This is a genomic window from Nocardia jiangsuensis (genome assembly GCF_042650385.1).
In the GTDB taxonomy this organism is placed as follows: Bacteria; Actinomycetota; Actinomycetes; order Mycobacteriales; family Mycobacteriaceae; genus Nocardia; species Nocardia jiangsuensis.
In genome coordinates this window covers 176,216-190,847 of sequence record NZ_JBHSAX010000013.1, presented here as the reverse complement: position 1 = coordinate 190,847, position 14,632 = coordinate 176,216, and the positions used below count along the sequence as shown (strand labels likewise).

Annotated in this window: 15 protein-coding genes; 10 read left to right on the top strand and 5 right to left on the bottom strand. The window is 72.2% G+C overall.

Features of this window, described 5'->3' with window-relative positions; all coding sequences use genetic code 11:
* The first annotated feature begins 78 nt into the window (after positions 1 to 78).
* Positions 79 to 1,500, top strand: coding sequence for a phosphatase PAP2 family protein (locus ACFO0B_RS12495; protein WP_378612564.1), 1,422 nt, complete (start codon positions 79 to 81; stop codon positions 1,498 to 1,500).
* On the opposite strand, the gene ACFO0B_RS12490 is transcribed toward ACFO0B_RS12495, so the two are convergent.
* Positions 1,484 to 2,383 (bottom strand): hypothetical protein, encoded by a 900-nt coding sequence (locus ACFO0B_RS12490; RefSeq protein WP_378612563.1) that lies wholly within the window; start codon positions 2,381 to 2,383, stop codon positions 1,484 to 1,486. The genes ACFO0B_RS12495 and ACFO0B_RS12490 overlap by 17 nt on opposite strands.
* Before the next feature lie 175 nt (positions 2,384 to 2,558).
* Positions 2,559 to 4,706 carry an MMPL family transporter gene (locus ACFO0B_RS12485; protein ID WP_378612562.1) on the bottom strand — a complete coding sequence of 716 codons (2,148 nt, stop codon included), beginning with the start codon at positions 4,704 to 4,706 and terminating at the stop codon, positions 2,559 to 2,561.
* 198 nt (positions 4,707 to 4,904) lie between these two features.
* Between ACFO0B_RS12485 and ACFO0B_RS12480 the strand changes: the two genes are divergently transcribed.
* Positions 4,905 to 5,960 (top strand): YihY/virulence factor BrkB family protein, encoded by a 1,056-nt coding sequence (locus tag ACFO0B_RS12480; protein WP_378612561.1) that lies wholly within the window; start codon positions 4,905 to 4,907, stop codon positions 5,958 to 5,960.
* Between the two features lie 118 nt (positions 5,961 to 6,078).
* Positions 6,079 to 7,527, top strand: a complete 1,449-nt coding sequence (locus ACFO0B_RS12475; protein WP_378612560.1) for an aldehyde dehydrogenase family protein — start codon at positions 6,079 to 6,081, stop codon at positions 7,525 to 7,527.
* A gap of 18 nt (positions 7,528 to 7,545) precedes the next feature.
* On the opposite strand, the gene ACFO0B_RS12470 is transcribed toward ACFO0B_RS12475, so the two are convergent.
* Both ACFO0B_RS12470 and ACFO0B_RS12465 read right to left on the bottom strand, forming a co-directional pair.
* The gene (locus ACFO0B_RS12470; RefSeq protein WP_378612869.1) at positions 7,546 to 8,262 is read right to left on the bottom strand and encodes an NADPH-dependent F420 reductase; all 717 of its coding nucleotides are present in this window, start codon (positions 8,260 to 8,262) and stop codon (positions 7,546 to 7,548) included.
* Positions 8,263 to 8,274: 12 nt separating this feature from the next.
* Positions 8,275 to 9,474 carry a cytochrome P450 gene (locus tag ACFO0B_RS12465; protein WP_378612559.1) on the bottom strand — a complete coding sequence of 400 codons (1,200 nt, stop codon included), beginning with the start codon at positions 9,472 to 9,474 and terminating at the stop codon, positions 8,275 to 8,277.
* A 116-nt stretch (positions 9,475 to 9,590) separates the two neighbouring features.
* Here ACFO0B_RS12465 and ACFO0B_RS12460 point away from each other — a divergent pair, with 116 nt between their 5' ends.
* The 7 genes from ACFO0B_RS12460 (at position 9,591) to ACFO0B_RS12430 (ending at position 14,024) form a co-directional block, all read left to right on the top strand.
* Entirely contained in the window at positions 9,591 to 10,091 is a 501-nt protein-coding gene (locus tag ACFO0B_RS12460; RefSeq protein ID WP_378612558.1) for a nuclear transport factor 2 family protein, read from the top strand.
* Entirely contained in the window at positions 10,088 to 10,369 is a 282-nt protein-coding gene (locus ACFO0B_RS12455) for a hypothetical protein (RefSeq protein ID WP_378612557.1), read from the top strand. The genes ACFO0B_RS12460 and ACFO0B_RS12455 overlap by 4 nt, the downstream gene beginning before the upstream one ends.
* On the top strand, positions 10,366 to 11,313 hold the full coding sequence (locus tag ACFO0B_RS12450) for an endonuclease/exonuclease/phosphatase family protein (RefSeq protein ID WP_378612556.1): 948 nt from the start codon (positions 10,366 to 10,368) through the stop codon (positions 11,311 to 11,313). The genes ACFO0B_RS12455 and ACFO0B_RS12450 overlap by 4 nt, the downstream gene beginning before the upstream one ends.
* Before the next feature lie 443 nt (positions 11,314 to 11,756).
* Complete coding sequence (locus tag ACFO0B_RS12445; protein WP_378612555.1) at positions 11,757 to 12,170, top strand: MarR family winged helix-turn-helix transcriptional regulator; 414 nt, start codon at positions 11,757 to 11,759, stop codon at positions 12,168 to 12,170.
* 9 nt (positions 12,171 to 12,179) lie between these two features.
* Entirely contained in the window at positions 12,180 to 12,536 is a 357-nt protein-coding gene (locus ACFO0B_RS12440) for a rhodanese-like domain-containing protein (protein ID WP_378612554.1), read from the top strand.
* Positions 12,537 to 12,905: 369 nt separating this feature from the next.
* A complete protein-coding gene (locus ACFO0B_RS12435; protein WP_378612889.1) occupies positions 12,906 to 13,460 on the top strand; it encodes a hypothetical protein in 555 nt (184 codons plus the stop codon).
* Between the two features lie 222 nt (positions 13,461 to 13,682).
* The gene (locus ACFO0B_RS12430; protein WP_378612553.1) at positions 13,683 to 14,024 is read left to right on the top strand and encodes a hypothetical protein; all 342 of its coding nucleotides are present in this window, start codon (positions 13,683 to 13,685) and stop codon (positions 14,022 to 14,024) included.
* On the opposite strand, the gene ACFO0B_RS12425 is transcribed toward ACFO0B_RS12430, so the two are convergent.
* The gene (locus ACFO0B_RS12425) at positions 13,996 to 14,601 is read right to left on the bottom strand and encodes a TetR/AcrR family transcriptional regulator (protein WP_378612552.1); all 606 of its coding nucleotides are present in this window, start codon (positions 14,599 to 14,601) and stop codon (positions 13,996 to 13,998) included. The two genes, ACFO0B_RS12430 and ACFO0B_RS12425, sit on opposite strands and share 29 nt — an antisense overlap.
* Between the last annotated feature and the right edge of the window lie 31 nt (positions 14,602 to 14,632).

The following is a 14,632-nucleotide window of genomic DNA, read 5'->3' as shown; positions in this document are numbered from 1 at the left end:
GGCCGGCGATTGCCGGGGCGAATTCCGGGAATTCGATCATGACGAAGCACGCCGCTTCGCCCACGAGGAGGTACCGCAGTGACCGTCGACCGACTCGACGAGGAGACGACGCGGGCGGCGACCGGGCGGTACGCACTGCGCAGTGCCGTCGCGCTGCCCGCGGTGGCGGCGGCGGGCGCCGGATTCGCGGTACTCACCACGCTGGTCGGGGCCGGGTGGGAGCCGCTGCTCGACACCGACCGGCGGGTGAGCGACGGCGCGGTGGCGCAGGTGGCCGAGAACCGGGCGCTCTACGAGGTGCTCAGCGCGGCCACCGATCTCGGTGCCACGGTCACGCTGGTGGCGCTGCTCGCCGTCGGCGTGCTCTGGCTGCTGCTGCGCAAGCAGCCGCGGCTCGCCGCCTTCGTCGTGGTGACCGGAGCGGGCGGGCTGGTCCTCAACCCGGTGGTGAAGGCGCTGGTCGGCCGGGTGCGGCCGGTGGTGGAGACGCCGGTCTACCGCACCGACGGCTGGAGCTTCCCGAGCGGCCACGCCATGAGCTCGACCGTCTGCTACGGCGTGCTGCTGCTGGTCTTCGCGCCCGCTCTCGTCCCGCTCGCCCGCCGCGCGCTGATCGCGCTGGTGCTGACCGTCGTTGTCGCGGTGGGGCTCACCAGGATCGGGCTCGGCGTGCACTACCTGACCGATGTGCTCGCGGGCTGGCTGCTCGGCGTGCTCTGGCTGACCGCCGCCTCGCTCGCCTTCCACCGCTGGCGGGTGGAGTCCGGCGAGCCGGACGCCGGGCCGCTGCCCGGCGACGTCCCGCCCGGCGACGCCGACGAACTGCGCCCGGTCCCCGCCGAGCACACACCGACGCTGCCGCACCCGTGGCGCGGGCTCGGCGAGCTCGCGGTGGCCTGGGTGCTGCTGCTCGCCCCGCTGATCGGGCTCGGGCTGCTGGTGCGCGGGCTCGGCGCGGACAGCACCGGCGAGCACGGCATCGTCGCGCTGCTCGCCGAGCACCGCACCCCGGCGGCGACCACCGTGCTCGACGTCTTCGGCGAGGTCGGCAACACCCTCGCCATCATCGCGGTGGCGCTGATCGTGGCGGTGCTCGCGGTCGCCGTCTTCCGCACCTGGCGGCCCGCGCTGTTCCTCACCGTCGCGCTGCTCGGCGAGATCACGCTCTTCCTGACCACCGCCGCCGTGGTGGACCGGCCGCGGCCGGAGGTCGAGCACCTGAACCCGGACCTGCCGCCCACCGCGAGCTTCCCCTCCGGCCACGTCGCCGCCGCGCTCACGCTCTACGGCGGGATCGCCCTGCTGGTGTGGGCCTCGACCCACAACCGGCGGTATCGCCTGATCTCCTGCGCGCTGCTGCTGGTTCCGGTGCTGGTCGCCGCGCAGCGGCTCTACGCGGGCGCGCACCACCCCGCCGACGTCCTCGGCTCCGTGCTGCTCGCCACGGTGTGGCTCGGCGTGGCCTGGTGGGTGATCCGGCCGGTCACCGCGCGGCGGTAGCGACGACGGCCTCCTCGACCGCGCGGGTGACGCAGGGCGAGAGCGGTTCCCGGCGCCAGAAGTAATCGTCGAGGCCCTTGGCGAACCAGGAGGCGGAGAAGATCATGACCCCGGCGACCTCGACCACCCAGGTCGGGCCGAACCCGCCGGGAAGCTCGTCGATGCCGGCGGCGGCGGTGATCCCGAAGAAGCCGATGGCCGCGAGGACGAGTACCCCGCACACCAGGTGGAACTGCCAGCCGATCCGGTTGTCCAGCGCCGCGAAGATGCCCTCCAGCCGGCGCCACCGCGGCCGCGCCCGCACCTGCGCGGGCCGGAGCATGGGGTATTTCCGGTCCCGGAATGCGGTGTAGAAGCAGATGGCGGCGAAGGCGAGGAACGCGATCACGGCGCACCAGCCGTGCCAGTTCGCCACCACGTCCTCGCCGAAGCGCTGCTGCAGCGGGGTGAGCGCCGCCGCCGCGGCCCCGCTGCCGCACTCGCCCGCCGGGACCGGGCCCGGCCGCCCGGTCGGCAGCGTCGCCACTCCGATGATGGCGAGCCCGGCGGTCAGGCTGAACACGTTGCCGAGCGTGGCGCGGGTGATCTTGTAGGCGGCCAGCAGGAAGCCGACGATCCCCAGTCCGAGCACGAAGATGTCCCGCGCGCCGGAGTGGTAGTAGGCGCTCAGCGAGCCGCGCACCCGCACGCAGCTCTGGCCGAGGAAGACGAAGTCGACCCCGATCAGCGCCAGCGGGAGCAGCACCCCCACCAGCCCGGCCACGAACCGGATGATCACCAGCGAGCGAACCGATTTGCCCTGCTCGAACGCGGCCCGGTCGTCGGGCGCCAGCTTCCCCGGGGTGACCACCTCCTGCGATGCGGTCGGAATTTCCACTGTCACCGGCGTACTCATGGCAGACCTCCCCTTCGCTCCCGAGCCCCCGCTCGGCCAGGGGCTGAAGCGTAGCCGCGGCGAACAACCGGCGACTCGAATTTCGCTGCGCCACGCGGGTATGTCGGCCGGACGGGGGACACGACCGGCCGGTATCGCAGCCTGCGATACCGGCCGGTCCGGGTCAGTCCGCGGCCCGCGTCGCGGGTTCGGGAGTCGCGGCCTCCGGTTTCGGCTCGGGCTCGCGATCAGCGTGCCCCGGCCACCACGCGGCGTGCCCGATGAGCGCGGTGAGCGCGGGGGTGAAGAACATCGCCATGACGAAGGCCGCGATGCCGATCCCGACCGAGATGGCGAATCCCATCTGGGCGAGCACGCTGTTGCCCGCCAGCATCATCGAGGCGAAGGTGCCCGCCAGGATCACCCCGGCCGCCGCGATGGTCGGCCCGGTGTGCCGGACAGCCAGCGCCGCGGCCTGTTTCGGCTCGACGCCCGCCCGCGCCTCCTCACGCAGCCGCGCCACCATGAGGATGTTGTAGTCGGTGCCGAGCGCCACGACGAACAGGTACATGATCACCGGCAGCGTGAAGATCAGCCCGGACTCGCCCTGCGCGTGCTGGAAGACCAGCACCGTCGCGCCGAGCGTCGCCGCGAAGCCGAGGAACACCGAGACCATCAGGTACCAGGGCGCGACCAGGCTGCGCAGCAGCAGCCCGAGCACGATCATGATCAGCACCGCCGCCACCGGGAAGACGATCGAGTAGTCGCGCGCCATGGCGTCCTGGAAGTCGACGAAGACCGAGGTCAGCCCGCCGACCGCGGCGGTGGCGCCGGCCGGGGCCGCGGCATGCGCGGTCTCCCGCAGCGGACCCTCGACGGTGGCCAGCGCGGCATCGGATTCGGGCGCGTCGGAGAGCGTGACCGAGAAGTCCGCGATCGACCGGTCGGCGGAGAGCTTCGGCTCGGCCACCTGCCCGACCCCGGGCACCCCGGCCAGCGCAGCGCGGTAGGCGCCGAGCTGCTCGTCGGTGAGCGCGCCCCCGCCGGAGCGCAGCAGCACGTCCGACGGCTGGGTGACGCCCGCGGGCATGCCCTTCACGAGTTCCCGGCTGTAGACCACGGATTCGGACTCCGCCGAGGTGGAGCCCGAGCTGAGATCGAAGGTCGGATGGAAGCCGAGCGCGAACACGCCGAGCACGACCAGCAGCCCACCGGAGACCGCGGCGAAGAGCGCGGGCCGTGCGCCGAGCGCGCTGCCCGCCGCGCGGAACCTGGTCCCGGTCGGCTCGTGCTGCCAGCTCTTCGACGGCCAGAACACCCTGGTGCCGAGCAGCGAGACCACCGCGGGCACCAGCGTCAGCCCGGCGGCCAGCGCCACCGCGACCGCGATCGCCAGCGCGGGCCCCATCGCCCGGAACATGCCGAGCGTGGAGAGCAGCAGTGCGAGGAAGGCGATGATCACCGCGCCCGCCGCCGAGGTGATCGCCTCGCCGACCCGGGCGACGGCGTTGACCATGGCGGCCTTCGGGTCGTCGCCCGCGCGCAGCTGCTCGCGGTAGCGGAACATCAGGAACAGGATGTAGTCGGTGCCGACGCCGAAGAGCACGACCAGCAGGATCGCGCTGATCGACGCGTCGATCTGCAGATCGAAGGCCTTGGACACCGCGCCGATCAGCCCGTTCACCATGCTGGAGACGGCGCCGATCACGACGATCGGGAGCAGCGCGATCACCGGGCTGCGGAAGATCACCAGCAGCAGCACCAGGATCAGCACGATGGTGGCGATGCCGACGATGGCCAGCCCCCGCTCGCTCGACTCCTGCTGGTCCAGGATCTGCGCGGCCTGGCCGGTGATGCCCGCGCGCAGGTCCGTGCCGGTCACCCGCTCGCGCAGCGCGTCGCGCAGCGCCTGCACCGCCTCGGTCTGCGCGGGGTCGCTCGGGTCGGTCACCTTGGTCATCTGCACCGCGATGATCTGGATCAGCCGGTTCTCCGACGGCGGCACCGGCGTGAGGGCGACGACGTCCGGGATCTTCGCGTCCTGCAGCTCGGTGCCGACGCGGAGCACCGCCGCCGCGTCCGGATCGGTCAGCGGCGCGCCGTCCTGCCTGGCGAAGACGATGATCGCCGCGGGCGCCGAGCTCTGCGGGAACGCCTCCTGCTGCGTCTCCATCGCCCGGATGGACTCGTAATGCGCGGGCAGGAAGGCGGATTGATCGGTGGTCGATTCCAGTGCCGGAGCCGCGGTCACCACCGCGACCGCAAGCAATATCCACAGGCCGATCACCTTCAGCGGATGGTGGACGACCACCGATCCGAGCCGTGCGAACATGGGCCTCGATCCCCTTTCGGATCCGGAAATAGCTGAGCGGGAGCGCGATTCGCTCGAGCGGAGCGCGCGGACGTGGCAACTCTACGACGCCGCGGGGTATGACGGGCGATGCCATGCTGGCAGACCCGCGGGCGCGGCGCGATCGAATTTCGCGCACCGGCGGGTTTACCACCGCGCACCCGGGGCACCGACCTCGGTATGAGCACGGAGCACGGCGGGCCGGACCGGCAGCGGAACGAAGCAGGACAGACGACCGAAACCGGCGCGCGGCCGGACCTCGACCCGGACGAGCCGAGCAGCCCGGCGGCGCTGTCGAAGCCGTCGCTGCTGGCGGTGGTCAAGCGCGCGGCCAAGGAATTCCAGCGCGACAATCTGTCCGATCTGGCCGCCGCGCTCACCTACTACGCGGTGCTCTCCATCGTGCCCGGGCTGATCGTCCTGGTCTCGCTGCTCGGCCTGCTCGGCCCGGCCGCCGCCGACGAGCTGGTGAACCAGGCAGAGCAGATCGCGCCCGACTCCAGCGCCGACTTCGTGCGCACCCTGATGGAGCAGGCGCAGAGCAACAAGCAGAGCGCCGGGCTCGGCGCGATCATCGGCCTCGCGGTGGCGCTCTGGTCGGCGTCGGGCTACGTCGCGGCCTTCATGCGCGCCTCGAACGTGGTCTACGGAATCGGCGAGGGGCGCCCGATCTGGAAGACCGTCCCGATCCGGCTCGGCGTCACCGTGATCGCGGTGATCCTGCTGGTGGTGTGCACCGCGATCGTGGTCGCCAGCGGGCCGGTCGCCGCGCAGATCGGCGAGTTCCTGAAGCTCGGCGACACCGCGGTGACGGTGTGGTCCATCGCCAAATGGCCGGTGCTGTTCGTGCTGGTCTCGGTGCTGCTCGCGATCCTCTTCTGGGCCAGCCCGAACGCGCGGCAGGGCGGGATCAGGTGGGTCAGCCCCGGCGGCGTGATCGCGGTGCTCATCTGGCTGCTCATCTCGGTGGGCTTCGCGTTCTACATCGCCAACTTCTCCTCCTACGACAAGATCTACGGCTCGCTGGCCGGCGTGGTGATCTTCCTGGTCTGGCTCTGGCTGACCAATACCGCGCTGCTGCTCGGCGCGGAGATCAACGCCGAGCTGGACCACGGCAAGGCCATCGCGGGCGGGCTGCCCGAGGACGTCCGGCCCTTCGCCGAGCCGCGCGATACCCGCAAGCTCGACGACGCCGAGCGCACGGCGGCCGAGGAGGTGGCGAAGCGCCGTTCCTGACGGGCGCGAGTCCCGCCGGAATCGTGGCGCCCCCTGACAAGAGCTTCATTTCCCTCACATGAGAGTGATATTCTCCTCGGTAGTCGCGCAGAACGATCAATGCGGAGGATGAGCAACTGTGAGCAGCACCGTCGACGTCGAACCTGTGGTCGAGAGCCCGAGCTCGGGGATCATCCCGGTCTACAACCCGTCCACCGAGCAGCAGATCGCCGAGGTCGCCGACTCGGATCAGCGCGCCGTCGACGAGGCGGTGGCGCGGGCGCGGGAGACCTTCGAATCGGGCGTCTGGCGCAAGCTGCCCGCCGCGCACCGCGCCGACGTGCTGTTCCGCGCCGCCGAGATCATCAAGGCCCGCACCGACGAGCTCGCCGAGCTGGAGGCGCAGGACAACGGCATGAACGCCACCGCGGCGCGGCACATCATCAAGGTCTCGCAGGAGATGCTGGTGTACTACGCGGGCTGGGTCGGCAAGATCCACGGCGAGTCGGCCAACCTGGTCTCCGACGGCCTGCTCGGCACCTTCGAGAATTACCACACCTTCACCCAGCTGGAGCCGGTCGGCGTGGTCGGGCTGATCATCCCGTGGAACGGCCCGTTCTTCATCGCCATGCTGAAGGTGGCGCCCGCGCTCGCCGCCGGGTGCAGCGCCGTGCTCAAGCCCGCCGAGGAGACCCCGCTCAGCGCGCTGAAGCTGGAGGAGATCTTCCGCGAGGCCGGGCTGCCGGACGGCGTGCTGAACGTGATCACCGGCTACGGCGAGACCACCGGCGCCGCGCTGACCGCGCACCCGGACGTGGACAAGATCGCCTTCACCGGCTCCACCGAGGTCGGCAAGCTCATCGTCAAGGCCGCCGCGGGCAACCTCAAGCGGCTCACACTCGAGCTCGGCGGCAAGTCACCGCTGATCATGTTCGACGACGCGAACCTGGACAAGGCGATCATGGGCGCGGCCATGGGGCTGCTGGCCGGCTCCGGGCAGAACTGCTCCTGCACCTCCCGCATGTACGTGCAGCGCGGCATCTTCGACCGGGTGGTCGAGGGACTGGCCGGCTTCGCGCAGATGCTCCCGATGGGCGGCAGCGAGGACCCGAACTCGGTGCTCGGCCCGCTGATCAGCGAGAAGCAGCGCGCCCGGGTCGACTCCATCGTGCGGGAGGGCGTCGCGGGGGGCGCCGAGGTGATCACCGGCGGCAAGCCGCTCGACCGCAAGGGCTACTTCTACGAGGCCACCATCGTCACCGGAACCACCCCGGACATGCGGCTCATCCGCGAGGAGATCTTCGGCCCGGTGGGCTCGGTGATCCCGTTCGACGACGAGGACGAGGTGATCGCCGCCGCCAACGACACCCACTACGGGCTGGCCGGCTCCATCTGGACCGAGAACCTCGGCCGCGCGCACCGCGTGGTGAACGAGCTGCGCGCGGGCCAGGTCTGGGTGAACTCGGCGCTCGCCTCCGACCCGTCCATGCCGATCTGCGGGCACAAGCAGTCCGGCTGGGGCGGGGAGCGCGGCAAGAAGGGGCTGGAGTCCTACTTCAACACCAAGTCGGTCTACATCGGCCACTGAGGCCGGGAGCAGGCGCGCTCAGGCGCGCCACTCCGCGGTCCGCTCGGTGCTCGCCTCGGCGAGCGCCGTCTCGGTCTTCTCGGCGTCGAAATCCTTGCCGTAGACCGGGGTTCCCGGGTGCTGACGCCAGGACTCGGCGAGCGTGCCCGCGTCGACCGGGTCGAAGCCGAGGTCGTCGACGAGTGCGCTCACGACCTGCTTGGCGGCCGCGTCGTCCCCGGCGAGCGGCAGCGCGATCCGGCCGGGGGTGCCCGCGGGGACGCCGTTCTCCAGCAGCCGCTTCCACCAGATGGTGTTGAAGACCTTGACCACCGGCGCGCCCAGCTGCTCGGCCACCCAGTCGCTCTCGGTCGTGCCCTGCTCGATCCGCTCGATCAGGCCGTCGCGCTGCTGCGGGTAGTAGTTGTTGGTCTCGATGACCGGGGCGCCGTCGCGGCGTGCCGCGAGGATGCCTGGCGCCAGGTCCGGCACGGCCTTCTGCGGGATCGAGACGATCACCAGCTCCGCTTCGGCGGCGGCGTCCTTCGCCCAGACCGCGGTGGCCCCGGTCTCGGCGGCCAGCTCGGCGAGCGTCTCCGGATCGCGGGAGTTCGCGACCGCGACCTCGTGCCCGAGCGCGGTGAGCCTGCGGGTGAGCGTGCCGCCGATGGCGCCCGCTCCGATGATGCCGATCTTCATGGGTTCCCTCTCGATCGTGCGGTATCGAGAGTGGGCAACCGGCCGGGTCCGCCGAATGTTCCCGGCGGCTCAGCGCGGGGGCAGCGGGGGCGCGGGCGGGAAGGTGACCGGGAGCTCGGCGATGGTCTGGTAGAGCGGCCCGGTCTGCCTGCGCAGCTCCTCCTCGGGCACCGCGAGCTCGAGTTCGGGCAACGCGTCGAGCAGCTGGTCGACGGCGGTCTGCGCGATCAGGTAGGCGAGGGAGCGGGCCGGGCAGGCGTGCGGCCCCGCGCTCCAGGCCAGGTGCGCGCGGTTGCCGGTGTGGTCGCCCGCGATCTCCGGGTCCCGGTTGCAGCCGGTCAGGCTGATCACCACGGGCTGGTTGGCGGCGAGCCAGGTATTGCCGATCAGCACCGGTTGGCGCGGGTAGCTGATGATCTTGTTCGGCGGCGGCGGATCGTGGAACAGCACCCGGTCCAGGGCGTCGCGGGTGGAGAGCGAGCCGCCGAGCGTGGCGTCGAAGCGGGGGTCGGTGAGCACCAGTCGCAGCGCGTTGACGATCAGCGCCTGCACCGGTTCGGTGCCGATGCCGTAGAGCAGGTAGAGCTGGTTCAGCAGCTCCTCGTCGTTCAGGGCGGCGCCGTGCCGCAGCAGCCCGGAGGTGATGTCGGCGCCCGGCCGTCCGCGCTTGGCCTGCACCAGACTGTCCAGCGCCTCCTGGAAGACCTGCCCGCCGCGCTCGATCTCGGTGCCGCCGAGCAGGTCGGCCAGCCCGGCGGCGGCCCGCGCGCTGATCTCCGGCGGGCAGCCGAGCAGCGCGTTGATCACCGCGAAGACCAGCGGACCCGCGTACCGGGCGACCAGGTCGGCGGCGCCCTCCGCGCAGAAGCCGTTGATCAGCGGCACCGCGGTGCGCTCGACAACGGTGTGCACCGCGTGCAGATCCACCTCGTCCAGCGCCGCGACCAGGACTTCGCGCAGCCGGGCGTGCTCGAACCCCGCACTGCGGGAGGCGTTGGGCAGGTAGCGCAGCTGTGGAAGCACCGGGCACTCCGGCGGCACGGTCGGCTCCCAGCCGCGCGGGTCGGCGGGGAAGCGCTCGGGATCGTTCAGGATGGAGAGCGCGACCCGGTAGCCGATCACCAGCGTCGCCGGGACGCCGGGCGCCAGCTCGACCGGGACCAGGGCCCCGTACCTCTCGCGCAGCCGCGCGAAGTCGGGGTCCTGGTCCGCCCACAGCGCCACCCGCTGCTCGTCGGTGCGGTCGAAATCCGTTGGCGTCGTCGACAAGCCGATCTCCGGGAGGCGCAGGGGATTCGCGGCCTCGTTGCCGCGCGTCGGGTCGCAACGGACCCTAACGTACGAACCGGTTTCGCTGCGGCCGGGCCGCCGCCTACCGTGCAGGGATGACCTCACCCGACGATCCGGCCCGGCGCCTCGGCGACCTCGACCGGGTCGAGGCGATCAAGCAGCTCAAATACCGATATTTCCGGGCTTGCGATGCCAAGGACGCCACCGCCTTTCGGGCGTGCTTCGTCCGCTCCGGCGCGCGCATCGACTACGGCCCGCTCGGCGCCTACGACGACGCCGAGCCGATGGCGGCGATCTTCGGTCGGGTGGCCAGGCACACGGTCGACGGCGAATTCGTCATCTTCGACATGCACCACGGCGTGCACCCCGACATCACGCTGACCTCGGCGACCACCGCGACCGGCCGATGGACGCTGCAGTTCCGGCAGATCGACCTGCTCGGCCGCACCGAGACGCTGATGACCGGCGAGTACGCGGACGAGTACCGGATCGAGGACGGCGGCTGGCTGATGTCGGCGAGCACCCTCACCGAACGCTGGCGGCTGCGCCGCCCGCTCGGCCCGGACGCCACCCTCACCCCGGGCGCCTTCCCGTGAGCCGGGAGGTCGAGCACACCCCCGACGGCCGCTACATCGTGGTCGAGGGCCGTCGCTGGCGCGCCACCGACCCGCTCATCCCGGCGGAGCGCCGCGCCGAGCTGCAGTCGGTCCTGATGGCGTGGCGGCGCGAGGTGCGCCGCACCGAGGGCGCCCGCGCGGCGCGCGACGGCGTGCAGGCGGCGAAGGTGGCGCTCGGTGAGCGCGGCACGCCGTGGTGGGAGCAGTCCGACACCGAGCGCAGGGCGCGCTGGGAGACCGAGGTGCCGAGGCCGTGACCGCGCTGCGGATCGCCGCCGAACTGGCGGGCTGGGCGGCTGTGCTCGCCGCGGCCGCCGGGGTGGCGCTGCACTTCAGCCCGTTCGACGCGCGACTGCCGGTGCTGGCTGCCGCGCTGGTGCCGTACCTCCTGCTCGGGTCGGTGGTCGCCGTGCTGCTCTTCGCCGGGCTGCGCAGCTGGATCGGGGCGCTGGTGGGCGCGCTGGTGGCCGGGGTGGCGGTCTGGATCCAGGCGCCGCTGTTCGTCGGTGAATCCGCCGCGGGGTCCGGCCCCGAGCTGACCGTCGCGCAGGCCAACCTGCTCTTCGACGGCGCCGACCCCGCAGCCTTCGTCGACGTGCTGCGCGAGCGCGAGGTCGAGCTGCTCACCGTCAACGAGCTCACCCCGGCCGCGCTCGACGCCCTCGGCGCCGCCGGACTCGACGCGCTGCTGCCGCACCGCCACGTCTCGCCGGGGCGCACCGCGACGGGCACCGGCATCTGGAGCCGCTACCCGCTGACCGGCACGGTCGAGTTCGACGGCTTCGTGCTCAACCAGCTCGGGGCCACCGCCGAGGTGCCCGGCGCGGGTCCGGTGAGCGTCTTCGCCCTGCACCCGGTGCCGCCGGTCTACGGCGTCGACGTCTGGGCCGACGAGCTGGAGCGGCTGCGCGCGATCGTCGAGCGCGCTCCGGCCGATCGCCCCGCGGTGGTGGGCGGCGACTTCAACGCCACCCACGACCACGCCCAGTTCCGGCGCTGGCTCACCGGCCGCTTCCGGGACGCCGCCGAGCAGTCCGGCGCCGGGCTGCTGCGCACCTACCCGGCCGACCGCTGGTACCCGCCGCTGATCGGCATCGACCACATCCTGCTGGCGGGCGGCCGGGCGGACGGGGTCGCGGTGCAGGCGCTGCCCGGCGCCGATCACCGCGCGCTGGTCGCACGGGTGCGGCTGGGCTCCTGAAACGACCGCATTTCGAACCCGGTTCTGTTAGCTTCTCGGTGGCCGCCGAAGACGGCGTGCCGAACGAACGAGGAAGAAGCCGGACAGTGTTGAATCTCCTTCTCGCGACGCTCAATATCGTGCTGAGCAGCCTCAGCGCGGCGTAACGCGCCCGGACGGCGCCCCGGCCACCGCGGCGGGGCGCCGTTCTCGTCAGGAGGCGAGGCCGGAACACCACGTGCGGCCCGGCGACCAGTACCAGCTGGGGACCGTCGCCCACGGGGGGTTCTCGGTCGGCTCCGGGTTGGTCACCACGGCCGCCGGCTCCTGGTGCCGGAAGCTCCGCCACCTCGCTCCGGCCGGAGGAGTCGGCGAAGGCGCCGCGCACGAGGACGACGGTCGGGCGGTCGGCGGCGTGCGCGGCGGCGGGGAGGGCGGCGCCGAGCGCTGGGTACCCTGCCCCCATGCCCGAACGCCCACCGTTCAGCCCCACCATCACCCTGCTGACGGTGGCCAGGGTGTGGGACGCTGCCTACGCCGAAGCGCTGCGCCCGCTCGGATTGACCACCCGCAAGTACGGGCTGCTCGGGCATGTCCGCGGCACGCCGGGCATCTCGTTCAGCGAGCTGGCGCGGCGCTCGCGGATCACCGTGCAGAGCGCGCACGCGGCGGTGCGCGGGTTCGTGGCGGCCGGGCTGGTCGACGACGGGACGGCGCAGCCGGGGGCCGCGTCGACGCTGCGGGTGACGGCGGCGGGGACGGAGCTGCTCGGCCGGGCGGCCGAGGTCGTCGCCCGGCTGGACGCCGAGTTCGCCGCGCGGCATCCGGAGCTGACCGAGGGGCTGCGGGCCGAGCTCGCCCGGATGACCTTCAGTTAGACTGAAGCAATGAGTACCGGGCTGCGGCACTACCTGCGCAGGCCGCCGGCGGTGAGCGCCGTGGAGGCGCTGCGGCTGGTGGCCGAGGGCGCGCTGATCGTCGACGTCAGGCGCGAGTTCGAGTGGCGCCGCACGCACATTCCTGGCGCGGTGCACCTGCCGCTGGAGGTGCTGCTCGACCGCTGCCCCGAGCTGCCGGAGGAGCGGCTGCTCATCACCTTCTGCACCGGCGGGCTGCGCTCGGCGGGCGCGGCCAACCTGCTGGTGGAGAACGGCTTCGACGCGGTCAACATGAGCGGCGGGCTGATCCAGTGGCGGGCCGCCGGCGGGGCGCTGACCGGGCGGAGCCGGGAATCGGCGGAGTAAACCTTTCCGGCCCCTCCCGGTGCGGTGCCGACTCCCGGCGGTAATCCCTCTGACCTGTAACTTCGCTCGATTCCGCTGCCCAGCCCCATTAACGTCGCGAGTGCGCCGGGGAAGGACCCCGGTCGCGTTCGAGAGAGAATGGGGAGAACGATCATGGGTCTTGTGGAACTGCTGCTCGATGTCGTCGGCGGACTGAGTGACCTGCTCTTCGGCTCCACCGGCTCTTCCTGAGCGCTCGACCGCATACCACCCGCCCCCGCCCGGACTCTCCGGGCGGGGGCGGGGCCATTTCCGCGGTAACGGGACCGCGCGCGCACCCCGGACCGTATCGTTGCGGCATATTTGCCGTATGCGTGGAGGGAGACGCGGGTGGGATCGGAATGCGCCGATGTCGTCGACGGTGAGCTGGTGCGGGCCTCCGCGCGGCTGGCCGAGCTGGCCGGCTGCCGGGTGCGCCTGATGCGCACGGGTCCGGCGAACGGGGGCGGCGCCGTCGACACCATGACGGTGCGCTGGTGGGACGGGCTCACCACCACCGGAATGCGCGAGCTGCTAACCGAATTCGAACCGCTTCGGCCGAGTTCGCGGAGTATCCCGCTCTGCTACGAGCACCGGCTGACCTCCTGGGGCCGGGCCGTCGGCGCGCTGCGCTGGCTGGACGAGGACCCGCGCCGGGCCGGGCTGCACGAGGCCGTCGTCGCGCAGATGGCGGCCGAGCAGATCGCCTACCCGGACCACGGCGCGCCGCTCTGGCAGCAGCGTGCGAGCGGGTTGCTGTCGCTCGGTCCGCGGGAGCGCCAGTTCACCCTCACCGCGCTGCGGCTGCTGCTGCAGTGCGCCCGCGCCGACGGCTGGGACGGTGCGCAGCGGTGGTTGGACAGCCTGGCCGGCGGGACGAGGGCCTGCCTGCGCCTGGTGCGCTGACAACTCCGACCGCTACGAGCGTGATGCCGTCGTGCGCACCCAGCGCAGGAACGGCCCGAGCTCGCGCGGCTTCGGCGCCGAGGTCGGCGAGCGCGTAGCTCACCGAGGGCGGGCCGTCGGCGAGCGAGGTGAGCACGAGTACGCCCCACTTCCCGGTGATGTGGTCGAGCAGCGCCCGGCCGGGGCAGTCGCGGCGCCGAACTCGGCTACGACTCGCTGGCCGTGCTCGGGGCCGCCGCGATCATCGCGCGCCGCACCCGGGACCGGATCCTGGTGGCGCTGGCCTGCACGGGACAGCTGATCGTCGTGCTCGACGTCTCGATCGTCGATGTGGCGCTGCCCGGCATCCGCGGATCGCTCGGCTTCGCCGAGGAGGATCTGCAGTGGGTGGTCACCGCCTACACGACACCCTTCGCCGTCGCCGCGGTGATCCTCGTGCTCGCGGCGCTCAGCGCGGCGCCGCTGCCCGCGCGGAAGTCGCCGGTCGCCGCTTCCGAGCCGGTCGGGCCCGCCGGCCCGGCCGGCTTCGCGGCGTTCAGACGGCCGCGAGCACCAGCGGCATGACCCGCCGCACCTGCTCGCGCAGCGCGTCCAGCGCCTCGGCCCGCCCGCTGAGATACCCGAGCAGCGCCTGCTGGAACAACCCGTCGAGCATCCCGTACGCGGTGTTCGGCGACATCGCGGGCGCGACCCCGGCGAGCGCGGAGTACCGGGTGACGACGTGCCAGATCATCTCCTCCAGCAGCCGGTCGATCTGCCCGACCGCCTCGCGCAGGCTCTCCTCGAACATGCTCTGCGAGCGCAGGTCGTACCAGAGCCGGTGCATGGGTGCCTCGTCCACGATGGTCTCCACCAGCTTGTCGGCGAAGGCGGCGACCAGCCCGTCCGGCGTCGTCGCGTCGGCGATCACGCCGTCGTAGCGGGTCACGCAGGTCTGCTTGTACTGCATGACGCAGTAGACGATGAGCTGCAGCTTGTCGTGGAAGTAGTAGTGCACCACGCCGTGCGAGAACTCCGAGTTGTTCGCGATCTCGCGCAGCGACGACCGGGCGTAGCCGAGCTCGCCGAGCGTGCGCAGCGCGGAGTCCGCGAGCGCGCGGCGGCGCAGGTCGTGCTTGTCGATCGGGTTGGCGCGCGGCATGCGAGGAGTTTAGCCGACTTTCTTGACGACC